Here is a 14,642-nt window from a genome sequence, read left to right as displayed (position 1 = left end):
CCTAGCGGGTGACGACCTGCTGCTCGACCACCGCGTCCAGCACCCAGCGCAGCGGGGCAGCTCCCAAGGTGGCATTCGGGTCATTGATCTCGACCACGCGCAGGCGGTAGTGCACGCCGGGCTGGAAATTGAACCCCGTGATCTCGCCCGGCCAGGCCTGCCAGGGCTGCGAGGCGCTGTCCCGCACCTGATAGCACATACCGCGGCCACCGGCCGTGTCGCAGGGCACCCGCTCGGCGTTGACGTAGACCAGCTTGGTGGGGCCGCGCTGGCCGCCCGCCACGGGATCCGCGCGGCGCCCGAAGTCCAGCGTGTCGCCGGTGCTGAGCTTCCACGTCATGCGTTGCGGATTGTTGGCGTTATCGAAGGAACTGGCCGTGATCCGGGTGAGCGACGCCAGGAAATCGTGCTCGAGCGTCATCGTCTGCGGCGCGCAGGCCATGCGGGTCGACACCGGGTCGGCGCGCACGATCAACTGGCCATTGGCGATGGTGTACGGCGCGTTGTAGGTATTGCATCCGCTGAATCCCATCATCCGGGGCGAGCCCTGGTCGTGGATGAACGCAGCCGTGATCGGGCGCGTGGAGGACGACGGATGCGGCACGGGGCGCAGCGCGCCGCCGGGCAGCGTCCAGCGCGCCAAGTCCCAGTTCGTCTGCACCAGGATGTCGGAGGCCGAGGCCGGCTGGAAACGCGGATCCTGGCCATCGGCCGCGCGCATCGGCGGCGGCGAGCAGGCAACGAGACCCGCGCACAGCAGGCCGGACGCCAGGCGGCGCTGGAAAAGGAATGAGCGCATGCAGGTCTCTCGGATCGTTCAGCGAAGCGGGAATCAGGGGGTCGGCGGATCCTGGCGGCGCTCGAACTCCAGCACGTCGCCACCCCGCAGATTGAACGTCAGGTGGCGCGGCGCGCCGCCGCTGTCCAGCGTGAACGTGTCGATGGCGCGCAGCGCGCGCAGGTAGTCAGCTTCCAGCTTTGCGCGCTCGGGCGGCACGCAGGCCATGCGCGTGGTGGCGGGCGCGTCGATGACGAGCTTGTTGCGCTCGAGCTTGTACGTGCCGGTGTAACGGTTGCAGCCGGAGAATCCGTTGACCTGGTATTGCTTGCCCTGCGCAAGAAACGTCAGGCGGATGGGCTCGCCGTTGTCCCCGTGCGGGATGTCGCGCAGCTGGCCACCGGGTTGTGCCCAGCGGACCAGTTCCCAGCTCGTCTGCGCCAGCGAATCCTTGCTGGTGGCCGCGCTGGCCGCAGCGGCGCCTTCGGGACGCGCGCCGCCGGTCATGCCGGCGCATCCGGCCAGGGCCGCGGTCAACAGCCCCAGGCAGAGCATTCTGCTGGGCGTGGACATGAAATTGGGCATGAGCAAGCCTCCAATTGATGCGTATCGTCGTAATGTAACCGCCCCGTGGACCATCACGCGATTTTCTCCGTCCGTCAGCCGTATCCAAAAGATGCACGCTTGAGCCGGAGGTTCTAGCTCCGATGATCGCCGGTTCTGCATCGAATGCCGCATGGCGGGGGTGGGTGGCCGCGAGCAGAATCGATGACAGTTGATGACTCCGGCCTAAAAAGTAATACAGGGAAAGAGGAGCGGAGCCCGCGACAACCGCATGCGCAGTGTCCGGCCCATCGGGGCTGAGAACAATATCGACCGGGGAGATGCGCGATGGGCTTCTTGAGAACCTTACTGGCATTGTCAGTGGTGCTGGACCACCTGGGCGGCGGCTACGCCGATCAGCTTGTCGGCGGCAGGCTTGCCGTGCAGCTCTTCTATGTGATTTCCGGCTTCCTCATTTCCTACGTGCTGACGGCGACGGACCATTATCAGGGCGCCACGGGCAAGTTCTACGCCAATCGTTTCCTGCGGCTTTTCCCGATCTATCTGGCGGTGGCGGCCCTGACCTTGACGGCCCACATCGTCAGCGGCGGCTCGTTCTTCCGCATCTACGAAGCCCTGCCCTTCAGCGCCGAAGTCTTCCTGTTCCTCTCCAACCTCTTCATCTTCGGCCAGGACTGGCTGATGTTCTTCGGCATCCGCGATTCGGCGCTGGCCTTCACGGGCAGCTTCGCGAACAGCGACGTGCCGCTCTACAAGGGTCTGCTGGTGCCGCAAGCGTGGACGCTTGGTGTGGAAATGAGCTTCTACCTGGTTGCGCCCTTCATCCTGCGCTCGCCGCGCCGGTTGCTGGCGTTGCTGGCCGCCTCGCTGGCCCTGCGCGCGATCCTGATCTGGACGGGGGTCGGCCGCTCGGATCCTTGGACCTATCGCTTTTTCCCCACGGAGCTGGCGCTGTTCCTGATCGGTTCGCTGTCGCATCAGGTGTTGCTGCCGCGCATGAAGGCCTGGACGCAGCGCGTGAAGCGACTGCCCGAACTGGGCACCGGCATCCTGTTCCTGTATACGGTTGCGCACTTCTCGATCGGCATCAACCCCACCGTGCGCGATGGCCTGGCGGTCCTGCTGTTTGCCGCACTGCTGCCGCTGGCATTCCTGTTCCAATCGCGCCACAAGCTGGACAAGGCCATTGGTGAACTCAGCTATCCCCTGTACATCTGCCACATGCTGGTCATCATGGCGTTCAGCTGGCTGATGCACGATGTGCAGGAGCATCAACCCATGCTGTTCGCCGCCATGGCCATCACGGGATGCATCGGGGTCTCGGCGGTGCTGAACTACCTGATTGCGGATCCCGTGGAACGCCTGCGCAGCCGCCTGCGCACCGATCCCCGCGGCACCGGCGCCATCGCGCCCGCCGATGTCCGCCCGCGCCCGCAGGTTCCTGCGCAACCGATGGGGACTATTCGCCGCGTGCCTTGATGTAAGCGCCCAGCACCAGCTCGATCTGCCGTTTTTCCTGGTGCGAAAGCCGGGCGTAGGCCGCGTAGGAGATGGTTTCGAAGGGCCAAGCGGGCGGGTCGGGGATTTCGCCCAGTCTGCCCGCAGCAACATGGCCGGACGGCGTGTCGAGCATGGGCCCTTCGCCGGTACTCAGCCACAGGGGGTTGACGCGCAGGGCGCGCGTCAGCTTGATGAGCGCCTCGCTGGACGGCTGCTGGCGCTGTCCGCTTTCGTAGTTGCGAATAGCGCTTTGCGACAGGTTGCTTGCGACCGCCAAGTCTTTTTGAGTCCACCCCTGAAGCATTCTTGCGTTGCGCAGACGATGGCTAAACGTGTCCAATCGATCAACCTGAGACATTAATTTGTATGGTTTTTTTGGATTAAAGCATTTCAAATCTACGGCCAAATAAAGGGATTAGACCCCAATTTCCGGGCTAATTCATAAATCGCCGCTTGGCCCCCCTGGCCTTGCGCGCATGCTGCCGCGCGCCCTCGCTTCACGCCGCAGTCCGCCCCGTTAAAAGTCATATCTTTCATCGGCTTGCAGCGCCGTGCCCGCCCATCCCACCGCTGCCGTCGCGCGACGTTGCAGCAAAATCGGAGCAAAAAAAGCCGCATGAGTTTATGGGCAGAAATCGGCCGAAAGAGAAAATAATGTATCGGTAATACATAATATTTTTCTGACGCAAATCGGGGATCAAACGCTGTTTCAATGGATGCCGGGCTATTTCCCCCTGGACGACTGTTACCGTCCGAAACCATAGAAACGTATCTTCACAAAAAAACACGCCCGTGTTTAAATGCAACACAGGCGTGACTCTGGAAGGACAAGCGCCGCAACGGCCGGAAACGGCATGGCTCTGCCAGACGTCCGGCTTTTTCAAGGCGCCAGCGCCCCGTCGCGGCGCCTCATTGGAAGCATCAATGAACAACACGCTGGATGTCATTTTTCTTGGCAATGACGACGCCAGGCATGCCAGACTCGTCGAGTCCCTTTCCCACCTGGGATTCAACGTCCGCCGCTGCCACGATCTCGTGGATGTCTACGACCGATTTTCCCGCCGGCCCAGCCCGCTGGTCGTCCTGGAAGCCCCGCTTACCGATGTGCACAACGCCGCCGTGCGGCTGCGCGCCATCGATCGCAGCCTGGGCATCGTGGCCATCGCCCCATTCACCGATTCCGAAAGCCGTATCCGCACCTTGCTCTGCGGCGCGGACGCCTGCCTGCCGCCGGACGTGACCGGCCTGGAGCTCGCGGCGGTGCTGCAGGCGCTGGTGCGACGCGCGGTCGGGCTGGACGGGATGGAGCCGGGCGCGGGTACGGAAGCCATAGAAGAACCGGCCCAGGAGGGCTGGCGGCTGGCAAACAAGGGATGGACGCTCATCAGCCCCAAGGGCCGGACGCTGGGCCTGACGACCGGTGAACGCGATTTTCTGTCGCGGCTGGTGAAGTCGCCCGACCGCAAGATCAGCCGCGACGCCTTTCTGGCCGATGGCGCGGACGAAGCCGACAGCGGCATCACGCGCCGCCGCTTCGTGGATGTGATGATCAGCCGCCTGCGCCGCAAGGCCGCGGCCAATCAGATGACGCTGCCGATCCGCGCGGTCCACGGATGGGGCTACATGTTTGCAGCCGACATCACGCTGGATCTGGACTATCGGGTGTCAACGCCAACCGCGCGCACGGACGGGCAACAAGCCTGGCGCAGCGAAGAAGCGGACGCGAACGCGTCTGCCTGAAATCGCCCGGCGCAAGACCGCCAGGCGAAAAAAACGCGGCGCTGCCCCCGAAGGGTAAGACGCCGCGCTAAAACAACACGTGAACCCGGAGTCATCGGCCGGCACCGATGCCTTCTACCTGGATCACGCGATTCCAACATTCGTGCCTCATACTACTCACGCACGGTCCGACCGTGGCCTGCGCCGGGTCTCTAGTCCCTGCACGGGCTGCAACGTGATCAACGCCTGGCAATGCGTCCACCCGTGCTGCTGGGGGGCGTTACTGCCATATCGGCGGTGTTCCTTCCGGATAGCCGCCTGATGAGGAAAGTTTAGGACCTCGGACGCGTTTCCAGTAATTCTTTGTTGATAGTCTTCCATACCAGATTGATATAGCAAGCTCCTCCCCTCCATGCCCCTGCCCCAGCCATCCCTGCGCCATCGCCTCCGCAAGATACTGGCGTTTTTCCCGCCAAACTGGTGCCTTGCCATCCTGGTGGCGCTGGACGGATACGCGTTCATGCACCCGGTGCTGCGCGAAGTCCGTGCCCGCGAGTATTCGTTCTGGCTCGCGCTGGACAACTGGCACGAGATCATGCGCGTGGTCGGTCTGCTGGAGATTCCACGCCTGGTGCTCGGCGTCGGTTTGCAGGTGATTGCGCTGGGCTTGATCCTGAAGGCGCGCATCGCGTGGGCGTTCTCGCTGGTGCTGCTGATCGGTATCGGCACGTTCGCCATCCTGGGCGACGGGGGCCGCGCGGGGCTGGGCATCTACACGCTGGTCCTGGTGATTGCGCTGGTGGCGTACTGGCGGCGCTTTGACCGCGCCAGCGTGACGGCCGGGTCGCTGTTTGCGCTGGTCAGCGTGCTGTCGCTGATGATCTACGCGGTGTTCGGCACGCTATACCTGGGCAACGAATTCAACCCGCCGATTCTGGACGCGGGCACCGCGCTGTACTTCTCGATCGTCTCGATGTCCACGGTGGGCTACGGCGACATCGTGCCGCATAGCGGCACGGCGCGCCTGTTCACGGCGTCGATTATCATCCTCGGCATTACCGTGTTCGCCACCTCCGTCAGCGCGATCGCCGGACCGGTGATCGGCGGCAATCTGAAACGGCTCGTCAAAGGCAGGTTTTCTTCGGCCATGAGAAAAAACCACATCATCATCGCCGGCGCGACGCCCCTCGCGCTGAGCGTCTACCAGGGCCTGCGCAGCCGCAACGAAGAAGTCACCGTCATCGTCCCAACGGGCATGGCGCACGACTATCCCGCCGCCGCCGACCTGATCGAAGGCGATCCCTCCAGCGTGGACGTGCTGCACGTGGCGGGCGTCGCGCGGGCGCGTTATGTGCTGGCGCTGCGCGACGACGACGCGGAAAACGCATTCATCGTGCTGGCCGTAAAGGAAGCGACCGGCGCGGACGGCGCCAAGACGGTGGCGCTGGTCAACACCAGCAAGCATCTGGAGAAGATCCGTCGGGTGCAGCCCGATCTGGTGTTTTCGGTGCAACTGCTGGGCGCGGAAATGCTGACGCGCGCGATCAACGGCGAACCCATGGACAGCCAGGCCATCACGGACCTGTTCTTTGCCAAGCCGTCATCCAACGCCAAGACCACTTGAACGCGATTGCGGCTCGCCCACCGGTGCGTTCGGTGGCGCGTGCCCGGCGTACCACGTCACGAACTGATCCGACGGCATGGGCCGCGCAAACAGGTAGCCCTGGATGAACGCGACGCCGCGCCCGGTGAGATAGCGGAACTGCAGATCCGTCTCAACGCCTTCGGCCAACACCGCCAGGCCCAAACGATGCGCAAGCGTGATGATCACGTCCAGCACCGGCGCGTCTTCGCCGGTGGGTTCGATGGCATGCACGAAGCCCTTGTCGATTTTCAGGTAATCCACCGGAAAGCGCTGCAGATACGACAGCGAGCAGTGGCCGGTGCCGAAGTCGTCGATGGCAACACGCACCCCCTGCTCACGCAGCGCGTCGATGTTGCGCCGCGCCTGGCCGTCATCGGTGATCAGGCTGCGTTCGGTGATCTCCAATACCAGGGTCGGGTCACGATGGGCGATGTTGGCGGCGAAGCGCTCAACGTCGGTGGTGAACTCGGCGCATGACAAATGCTCGGCGGCAATGTTGACTCCGACGTGAAACCCCGGCGGCGTGGTCCAGCTGCGCATGTCGCGTTCGATCAGCGTAAACAGATGGCGCGTCAGCGGGGCGATCATGCCATCGGCCTCGGCCGCGGCAATGAAGACGTCCGGCCGCACGGATCCGACCCCGGGCCGCTCCCAGCGCAGCAGCGCCTCGACGCCGCTGCATTGGCCCGTTGCATGACCGTACACGGGTTGGTAATGCACCCTGAATTCATCAGCCCGGATCGCGCGGCGCAACTGCTCTTTGAAGGAACGGCGGTTCGCCTGCTGGCGGTAAGCGACCACGGCCAGGCCGAATCCAAGCAGTGCGGCGGCAGGCAGGTAGGTCATCATCAATTGCTGCCACGCCTGCACGACGGCTTCAGCCGGCGCATTGACGCGGATGGTCAGCGGTGTGGGCCCATCGTGGCCCGTGGTCTCGTGGTAGACCAGCTCGCGCGACGCCCCCGCCGCGCCCTTGAAATCGTTGTGAATGAACGCCCCGCCCTCGCCTACCTGCAGTTCGATGCGGTAATCGCGCAGGCTTGCCACGGCGTCCAGCAGATCCTGTACGTACCGTCCGTCGACCACCACGACGCCGCTGCGGCCCTCGGCGCCGGGCCGGCCCAGCAGGATCGCCGGCCGTTCGGGCGCCAGCGGCGTGCCGGTCACGGTAAAGCGCCAGCGGTCGGGCGGCAGGTCGGATACCCACTTGCGAAACTCCGAGACCGGGTAGTCGATCTTGCCGACAGCCGACGAACAATAGATGCGATCGCCGCGTACCAGGAACAGGGACCGCAGATACGGGTTCAGTGCGCCCCAGCGTTGCAGGTCGGGCAGCGCTTCGTCGCAGGACAGCGCCGTCAGCGCCGCCACCCGGTCCGCCAGCGTCCACGTCTGCGTCAGGACGTGCTGCGTCTGCACACGCACGATGCGCGCGGCCGACTCGGCTTCAAGGCGCTGTTCCTTCTGCGCGTGCCACCACGTCCAGGCGACGCAGGCGATCACCGGCAGCACCAGCGCCAAGGCCACGGGCAGATAACGCCACGAGGGAACACGATCCATCAGGCCTGATGTCGGCAAGGGGTCTCCGCGGCAGTGGGGGCCATTAGTACAGCTGCATCGTTGCGATGGGACACCATGTGCGGCGCTGCGTCAAGAACTGCGTGTGCGCCCCCCGGCTTGCGCAAGCATCGGGTCCGCAACGCTGGCCGTACCGCCGCTCGCTGGGCTATCGTTGACGGGCAAGCCCCTCTGCCGACGGCATGAGGCTCGTGTGTATTCGTTTCCCCTTAGCACGCCATTTACAAGGACGGATGATGAAGAAAGCAAATGCCTCCCTGCCCGCCGGCCTGACCGGCGCCAACGTCGCCTTCTGCCAGCGCTTGGCCCAGCTTGCGCAGGAAAGCCAGCAGCGCTGGCTGGAAATGGGCCAGCGTCTGGCCGGCGACAGCTCCGGCCAAGTCCTCGCCGCCCTCTCCCCCTTGAACCCCACCGCCAACTGGCAGGATGTCATGCCAGCCATGGGCGAGCTCGCGCGCAAACGCTGGCAGGCGCAATTGGAAGCCAGCCAGGCCCTCACGCACGCCGCGCTGCAGGAGCAGGCCACCATGGCCGCCGGCGTGGGCGAAGCGATGTGCGAATGGTTCAAGCAGGCCAACAGCGCGGCCGCCGACAACTCGCCCTTTGCGCAGATGTGGTCCACGATGACCAACCAGATGGCGGCCGCCTGCGCGGCCATGCAGGACGCCCACCAGCAGGGAGGCCGTCATGACCGCTAAACGAACCGCCCTCATCACGGGCGGGACGGGCTGCCTGGGCCGTGCCATCGCCGTCGCGCTGCACGATGCGGGCCACGACGTCATCGTCACCTACCATTCCAGCGAGACCGCCACGCGCGAATGGATCAAGGAAGAGGCCGCCAAAGGCCGCACCTTCGCCATGTACAAGGTCAACGTGGCGGACTTCGACGCCTGCCAGGCGCTGGCGCGCAAATTGGAAGAAGACGGGCGCCAGATCGACATCCTGATCAACAACGCCGGCATCACGCGCGACGCCAGCCTGCGCAAAATGAGCGCGCAGAATTGGGCCGAGGTCATGCACAGCAACCTGGACTCCATGTTCAACATGACGCAGCCGCTTTGCGGGCCGATGGCGGATCGGGGCTGGGGCCGCATCGTGAACATTTCTTCGGTGAACGGCAGCAAGGGTGCATTCGGGCAGACCAACTACGCGGCCTCCAAGGCGGGCATCCACGGCTTCACCAAATCGCTGGCGCTGGAAGTCGCCCGCAAGGGCGTGACGGTGAACACCGTGTCGCCCGGTTATCTGGCCACGCGCATGGTGCAGGCCGTGCCGCCGGAGGTCATGCAGGAAAAGATCCTGCCGCAGATCCCCGTGGGACGGCTGGGCGAGCCCGATGAGATCGGCGCGCTGATCGCGTTCATCTGCAGCGACGCGGCCGGGTTCATGACAGGCAGCAACGTGGCCATGAACGGCGGGCAGCATATGTATTGAAGGCGGCGGCCAGCGCTGCGCGCGCTGGCCGGCCGCTTCCCTTTGATTAATGTCCCGCAACACCGACCTCCTCCTGACCGCGCTCGCCCCCACGATCTGGGGCAGCACCTACGTCGTCACCACGCTGATGCTGCCGCCGGGCTATCCGCTGACGGTCGCCATGCTGCGCTCCCTGCCCGCGGGCATCCTGCTGATGTTGTGGGTCCGTGCGCTGCCGCACGGCATCTGGTGGCTGCGCGTGTTCATCCTTGGGGCGCTGAATTTTTCGGTGTTCTGGGCGTTGCTGTTCGTCGCCGCCTACCGCCTGCCGGGCGGGGTGGCGGCCACGCTCGGTGCGATCCAGCCATTGGTCGTGATCGCACTGGCCCGGCTGCTGCTGGGCGCTCCGGTGCGCGGGCTGTCCGTGGTGGCGGCGTTGACGGGCCTGGCTGGCGTGGCGCTGCTGGTGCTGACGCCCAAGGCGGCGCTGGACCCCGTCGGCGTTGCAGCCGGGTTGGGCAGCGCGGCATCCATGGCGCTGGGCACCGTGCTGAGCCGCCGGTGGCAACCGCCCGTGTCGGCGCTGACCTTCACGTCGTGGCAATTGACGGCGGGCGGCATCCTGCTCGTGCCCGCAGCGCTGCTGGCCGAGGCGCCGCTGCCGACGTTCACGCTGGTCAATGTCATGGGCCTGGCTTGGCTGGGACTGATCGGCGCGGCGCTGACCTATGTGCTGTGGTTCCGCGGGGTGGCGCGGCTGGAACCCGCTGCGGTGTCGTCGCTGGGCTTTCTGAGTCCGCTGTCCGCCACGGTGCTGGGGTGGGCGATCCTGGGCCAAAGCCTGTCGCCGCTGCAATTGGCAGGCATGGGGGTGGTGGTGGGCAGCGTCTGGCTGAGCCAGCGCGCGCAACGTCAAACGGTGCCAGCGGTAGCGCCGCGGGCCGCGCGCTGAGCCTCATATTTGTAACGCGCGGCCCCCACCCTGTACGGCAGATTTATTGCGGGTGAGGCGCCCCGCGCGCCGCCTCCATCTCTGCCCGCAACGACATCGCATCCGGCCGCATGGGCAGCGCCAGCCGCCCTTCGCGGTCGATGGCGCCCCATTCTCCGCCCGTGACATAACTGTGTTCGCCGTCGCGCGTGCGTTCGATGCGGCAACCCTTGCACACCGCGGCGAGACCGCCCTCGAAGCGGTCGACCCAGTCGTAAGGCGTGGCCAGCACGCGGTTGAGTTGCCTGTCGTAGTAGGCCATGCCGCCCGCCCACGGTCCGCGCGTCAGGCCTTCCTCGAAATCGTCGGCGCCGTTATCGAACGTGACCACGGCGACGGCGCGTCCGTCGGGCCGCACCCAGTGCCACGAGCCGTTGGCCGTTGCGGGTGACAGGCCATCCTTGCTGAAATCCATGCGCGCCATGACGGCGGGACGGAACTCGACGCCACCGTTTGTGGTTCGGGCGCAGTGCTGGACGTGTTCGAGGGAGCCTTCCGCTTCCTTGTCCGCAAAGAAGCACGAAAGGTCGTATTCAATGGCAGGGCCCGAGGTCAGGGCCAGCGAGGTAAGCAAGGCGGCAATCAGCATGCGGGGCATCCTAGCATGGCGGATTCGCGCTCACCCGCCCGTCTGATGCCCGGCAAATCCCGTCGGTCTTCAGAAATCCTCAAAGGCTGAAAGAAGCCGCGCGACCGCCTGCCGCCTCAATTCGCCGTGGCGCCAGAGTCCTTGACCGCCTTCGCCCACGCCGCGATCTCGGTCTGGATGAACTTGCCGAATTCGGCGGTGTTCACGCTGGAGGCGCGCGCGCCCTCTTCCAGCAGGCGCTGCTTGACCTCGGGCGAGGCCAGCGCGCCGGTCAACGCCTGATTCAGCTTGGCCACCACCGCGTCCGGCGTACCGGCCGGCGCGACGATGCCGTGCCAGGACACCGCCTGAAAGCCGGGCAAGCCGGATTCGGCCATCGTCGGCACGTCCGGCATCGCGGACGAACGCTCAGGCGACGTCACGGCCAATGCGCGCAGCGTGCCCGCCTTAACGTGTGGCAGGACGCCCGGAATGGTGGTGAACATGAAGTCGATCTGGCCGCCGATCAGGTCCGTGATCGCGGGGCTGCCGCCCTTGTACGGCACGTGCGTGAATTCCAGCTTCGCTTCGCTCTTGAACATCTCGCCCGCCAGGTGCCCCGGCGTGCCGGCGCCCGCCGAGCCCATGTTGGTCTTGTCGCCCTGCGAACGGATGAACGCGATCAGCTCCTGCACATTCTTGGCCTTGACGTTGGGGCCGACGACCAGCACGTTGGGCACGGTGGCCAGCAGCGTGACCGGCGTGAAGTCCTTGACCGCGTCGTACGAAATGCGCGAGTACAGCGACGGGTTGATGCCGTGCGTGCTGGCGGTGGCCAGCAGCAGCGTGTAGCCGTCCGGCGCGGCCGAAGCCACCTGCTTGGCGGCGATGGTGCCGTTGGCGCCGCCCTTGTTGTCGATCACGATCGTCTGGCCGAGCGTCTTGGCGGCTTCGGCCGCAACGGTGCGGGCCAGGATGTCGGACGTGCCGCCCGCAGAATGCGGGACGGCCAACGTGATCGGCTTGACGGGAAAGGTCTGGGCGTGCGCCGCCGGCAGGGCCGGGCTCAGACAGGCGGCCAGCGCGCAGCGCGCCAGCAAACGAGTGCGGAACATGGGAGTCTCCAGGGTTGTGGCCGGCTGCAGCACCTCGAGCGGGCGCTGTCAGGCCGGCGATAAGGCCGGTCCGGTCAGTCCGAACCGAGCTGCAGCTTGTTGGGCTGGCGTTTTTCGATGGACCACTTCAAGAGCGCGGCCGAGCGGTAGATGCCATGGGCGAACTTGCCGTAGGGCAAGGTCAGGAACAACGCCATCACGACGCCAAGATGGATCGCCAGCAGCAGCGCCATCGCGCTGCCGTCGCGGCCGGCCAAGAGCGCCAGGCCCGTCGCGCTGGTCAGGAACAACAGCACGATGAAGCCCCGGTCCATCGGTTTCTGCGCCGCGTCGCCCTGCAGGGGATGGCGCTTGACATTCAGCCACAGCAAGCCGGCTGGCCCGATCAAGAGGCCGATGCCGCCCGCGGTGCCCAGCAGCACCGGCGCGCTCAGGATCGGATATGGCGCCTGCTGGTCCAGCAGATAGTGGTAAAGCGTGGCGACACAGGTGGCTGCGAAACACAGCATGAAGCCGTAGAACGTGAAGTGGTGAAACCGCCGGCGCCACAGCGTGAAGGCGTCGTCGGCGTTGTTGCAACCCTTGCCGTGGCCGCCGTCCAGATAGCGCAGGCGCAGCGCGTCGTGCGCCGCCTCGGCCACCGCTGGGCCGGAGGCCGCCCCCGGGCTGACGTTGCGCCAGAACCGCGTCACGCCCACCGCCAGCGCCAGCATCGAAAAGCCGAACACCACGCCAAACATCAGCGCCAGCGTGTTGTGCGGGAACACGGCGTAGAAATTGCCTGCCATCGGCTCGTGGAACAGGCCGCCCGCCATCACCACCGCCAGCACCAGGAACAGCGCCAGTCCGGCGGCCGTGGCCAGCGACAGCGCGAGGCCATTGCGCTTGTACAGCGTGCCCAGCGCCGCGGGCCACGCATAGTCGGTGTAGGTCTGCATCCGCACCTTGGCCATGGCCTGCGGCACGTTGACGGCGAACTCGTGCGGCGGCGCGTACTGGCACGCGTGCAGACAGGCGCCGCAGTTATGGCACAGGTTGGCCAGGTAGTTCAGGTCGGCCTTGCCGAATTCCAGGCGGCGCGTCATGGCGGGAAACACCGCGCAGAAGCCTTCGCAGTAGCGGCAGGCGTTGCAGATCTGCATGACGCGCGCCACTTCGGTCTCGTCATCGGTCAGCGATTCCGTCAGCGGCTTGGCGCCCCTTGCATGAAAATGCACGGGCTGCTCGGTGGGCGCGGGAGTCGGGATAGGTCCGGACTGGCTGGTGGAAAAGGACTGCGCCTCGCGGGCCAGGGCTTCAAGCTGCTTCACGGTGTGCTCCCGCAGGGTTCTGGCCAAGCGCCGCGGCAGCGGCGCGGGTGCCGGCAATGCGGCCGAAGGCCGTGCCGATGGACATGCCCACGCCTGCCGTGTATCCCTTGCCCAGCACGTTGCCGGCCATCATTTCGCCCGCGACAAAAAGGTTGTCGCTGGGCTGGTCGTTGAAACGGACCGCGGCGGTGTCGTCCACCTTCAGGCCCAGATAGGTAAAGGTGATGCCGGGACGCAGCGCATAGCCGTAGAACGGCGCGGTGTCGATGGGCCGCGCCCAGTGCGTCTTGGCGGGCGTCAGGCCTTCGGTATGGCAGTCGTCCAGCGCGGTGTGGTCGAACTTGCCCACACGGCAGGCCGCGTTGTAGTCCCCGACCGTCTTCTCGAAGGTGGCCGCATCCAGCCCCAGCTTCTCCGCCAGTTCGGGCAACGTATCGGCCTTCACGCCCGGAAACACCGGCGGCATGAAGCGGCCGATCGCCTTGGCGTCGATGATGGAATACGCGATCTGGCCCGGCTGCATGGCGGTCAGACGCCCCCAGATGGCGTAGCGCTTGGGCCAGAAGTCCTCGCCCTCGTCGTAGAAGCGCTCGGCGTCGCGGTTGACGACCACGCCCAGCGACACGCAATCGATGCGCGTGCAGATGCCGCCGTCGTAGAGCGGCGCGCGGGCGTCGATGGCCACGCAATGCGATTGGGAGGGGTCGCCGATGCCGTCCGCGCCGGCATCCAGCATGAATTTCAGCAGCACGCCCATGTTGAAGCGCGTGCCGCGGATCAAAAAGTTGTCGGCCGGCCATTCGCCGCGCTCGTTCTGACCCCAGGCTTCGCGCAGCCATTCGCGGTTGGACTCGAAGCCCCCTGCGGCCAGCACACAGGCGCGGGCCTCGATGCGCTCGTCGCCAATGCGCGCGGCCACGAAGCGGCCGTTGTCCAGGTCCAGCGAATCGACCGGCGCGTTGTAGCGGATCTGCACACCCAGCGCTTCGGCGCTGCGGTAATAGGCGTTCACCAGCGCCTTGCCGCCACCCATGAAGAACGCATTGGTGCGCGCCACGTGCAGCGCGCCCGACAGCGGCGGCTGGAAGTTCACGCCGTGGCGGCGCATCCAGTCGCGACAGGTGGAGGACTCGCGGATGACCAGCCGCGCCAGGTGTTCGTTGGTCAGCCCTCCCGTCACCTTGAGCAGGTCCTGCCAGTATTCCTCTTCGGGATACGCGTCGATCAGCACGTCCTGCGGCGCATCGTGCATGCAGCGCAGATTGCGCGTGTGCTGCGAGTTTCCGCCGCGCCATTCCTTTGGCGCCGCTTCCAGCAGCAGCACGCTGGCGCCGGCTTCGCGCGCCATCAGGGCCGCGCACAGCGCCGCATTGCCCCCACCAATCACCAAGACGTCAACCATGCCATCTTCCCCAATTCAAGGGGCAGACTCTACGCAGCGGCGCGCCGCTGCGATATCAG

General features: G+C 65.8%; 15 protein-coding genes. 6 read left to right on the top strand and 9 right to left on the bottom strand.

The window, feature by feature from the left end:
• Position 1 precedes the first annotated feature (1 nt).
• Together HV681_RS07540 and HV681_RS07535 are read right to left on the bottom strand one after the other, a co-directional pair.
• Positions 2–799, bottom strand: a complete 798-nt coding sequence (locus HV681_RS07540) for an META and DUF4377 domain-containing protein (protein WP_175122479.1) — start codon at positions 797–799, stop codon at positions 2–4.
• Positions 800–832: 33 nt separating this feature from the next.
• Positions 833–1,363 (bottom strand): META domain-containing protein, encoded by a 531-nt coding sequence (locus HV681_RS07535; protein ID WP_175122478.1) that lies wholly within the window; start codon positions 1,361–1,363, stop codon positions 833–835.
• Positions 1,364–1,669: 306 nt separating this feature from the next.
• Here HV681_RS07535 and HV681_RS07530 point away from each other — a divergent pair, with 306 nt between their 5' ends.
• Positions 1,670–2,821 (top strand): acyltransferase family protein, encoded by a 1,152-nt coding sequence (locus HV681_RS07530; RefSeq protein WP_175122477.1) that lies wholly within the window; start codon positions 1,670–1,672, stop codon positions 2,819–2,821.
• On the opposite strand, the gene HV681_RS07525 is transcribed toward HV681_RS07530, so the two are convergent.
• Entirely contained in the window at positions 2,802–3,200 is a 399-nt protein-coding gene (locus tag HV681_RS07525; protein WP_175122476.1) for a helix-turn-helix domain-containing protein, read from the bottom strand. The two genes, HV681_RS07530 and HV681_RS07525, sit on opposite strands and share 20 nt — an antisense overlap.
• A 175-nt stretch (positions 3,201–3,375) precedes the next feature.
• On the bottom strand, positions 3,376–3,777 hold the full coding sequence (locus tag HV681_RS07520; RefSeq protein WP_175122475.1) for a hypothetical protein: 402 nt from the start codon (positions 3,775–3,777) through the stop codon (positions 3,376–3,378).
• Between HV681_RS07520 and HV681_RS07515 the strand changes: the two genes are divergently transcribed.
• Positions 3,767–4,582: a response regulator transcription factor gene (locus tag HV681_RS07515; protein ID WP_175122474.1), complete on the top strand. Its 816-nt coding sequence runs from the start codon at positions 3,767–3,769 to the stop codon at positions 4,580–4,582. The two genes, HV681_RS07520 and HV681_RS07515, sit on opposite strands and share 11 nt — an antisense overlap.
• A 391-nt stretch (positions 4,583–4,973) precedes the next feature.
• Positions 4,974–6,185 carry a voltage-gated potassium channel protein gene (gene kch / locus HV681_RS07510; protein WP_175122473.1) on the top strand — a complete coding sequence of 404 codons (1,212 nt, stop codon included), beginning with the start codon at positions 4,974–4,976 and terminating at the stop codon, positions 6,183–6,185.
• Here kch and HV681_RS07505 read toward each other — a convergent pair.
• A complete protein-coding gene (locus HV681_RS07505; RefSeq protein ID WP_175122472.1) occupies positions 6,162–7,766 on the bottom strand; it encodes an EAL domain-containing protein in 1,605 nt (534 codons plus the stop codon). The two genes, kch and HV681_RS07505, sit on opposite strands and share 24 nt — an antisense overlap.
• Positions 7,767–8,020: 254 nt before the next feature.
• On the opposite strand from HV681_RS07505, the gene HV681_RS07500 reads away from it, so the two are divergent.
• The 3 genes from HV681_RS07500 to HV681_RS07490 are packed head-to-tail and all read left to right on the top strand — an operon-like array spanning position 8,021 to position 10,149.
• Positions 8,021–8,482, top strand: a complete 462-nt coding sequence (locus HV681_RS07500) for a hypothetical protein (protein ID WP_313696518.1) — start codon at positions 8,021–8,023, stop codon at positions 8,480–8,482.
• A complete protein-coding gene (phbB, locus tag HV681_RS07495; RefSeq protein ID WP_175122470.1) occupies positions 8,472–9,218 on the top strand; it encodes an acetoacetyl-CoA reductase in 747 nt (248 codons plus the stop codon). Before HV681_RS07500 ends, phbB begins: the two co-directional genes overlap by 11 nt.
• A 49-nt stretch (positions 9,219–9,267) precedes the next feature.
• Entirely contained in the window at positions 9,268–10,149 is an 882-nt protein-coding gene (locus HV681_RS07490) for an EamA family transporter (protein WP_175122469.1), read from the top strand.
• 43 nt (positions 10,150–10,192) lie between these two features.
• Here HV681_RS07490 and HV681_RS07485 read toward each other — a convergent pair whose 3' ends face one another.
• The 4 genes from HV681_RS07485 to tcuA all read right to left on the bottom strand — a co-directional run bounded on the left by HV681_RS07485 (position 10,193) and on the right by tcuA (position 14,583).
• Entirely contained in the window at positions 10,193–10,777 is a 585-nt protein-coding gene (locus HV681_RS07485; protein WP_175122468.1) for a WG repeat-containing protein, read from the bottom strand.
• Between the two features lie 116 nt (positions 10,778–10,893).
• Positions 10,894–11,871 (bottom strand): Bug family tripartite tricarboxylate transporter substrate binding protein, encoded by a 978-nt coding sequence (locus HV681_RS07480; RefSeq protein WP_175122467.1) that lies wholly within the window; start codon positions 11,869–11,871, stop codon positions 10,894–10,896.
• A gap of 74 nt (positions 11,872–11,945) precedes the next feature.
• Positions 11,946–13,181, bottom strand: a complete 1,236-nt coding sequence (gene tcuB, locus HV681_RS07475; RefSeq protein WP_286939583.1) for a tricarballylate utilization 4Fe-4S protein TcuB — start codon at positions 13,179–13,181, stop codon at positions 11,946–11,948.
• Positions 13,168–14,583: an FAD-dependent tricarballylate dehydrogenase TcuA gene (gene tcuA, locus HV681_RS07470; RefSeq protein WP_175122466.1), complete on the bottom strand. Its 1,416-nt coding sequence runs from the start codon at positions 14,581–14,583 to the stop codon at positions 13,168–13,170. The genes tcuB and tcuA overlap by 14 nt, the downstream gene beginning before the upstream one ends.
• Positions 14,584–14,642: the final 59 nt, after the last annotated feature.

Source organism: Achromobacter animicus (genome assembly GCF_902859585.1).
In the GTDB taxonomy this organism is placed as follows: Bacteria; Pseudomonadota; Gammaproteobacteria; order Burkholderiales; family Burkholderiaceae_B; genus Achromobacter; species Achromobacter animicus.
This window is presented reverse-complemented; position numbering and strand designations above follow the sequence as displayed.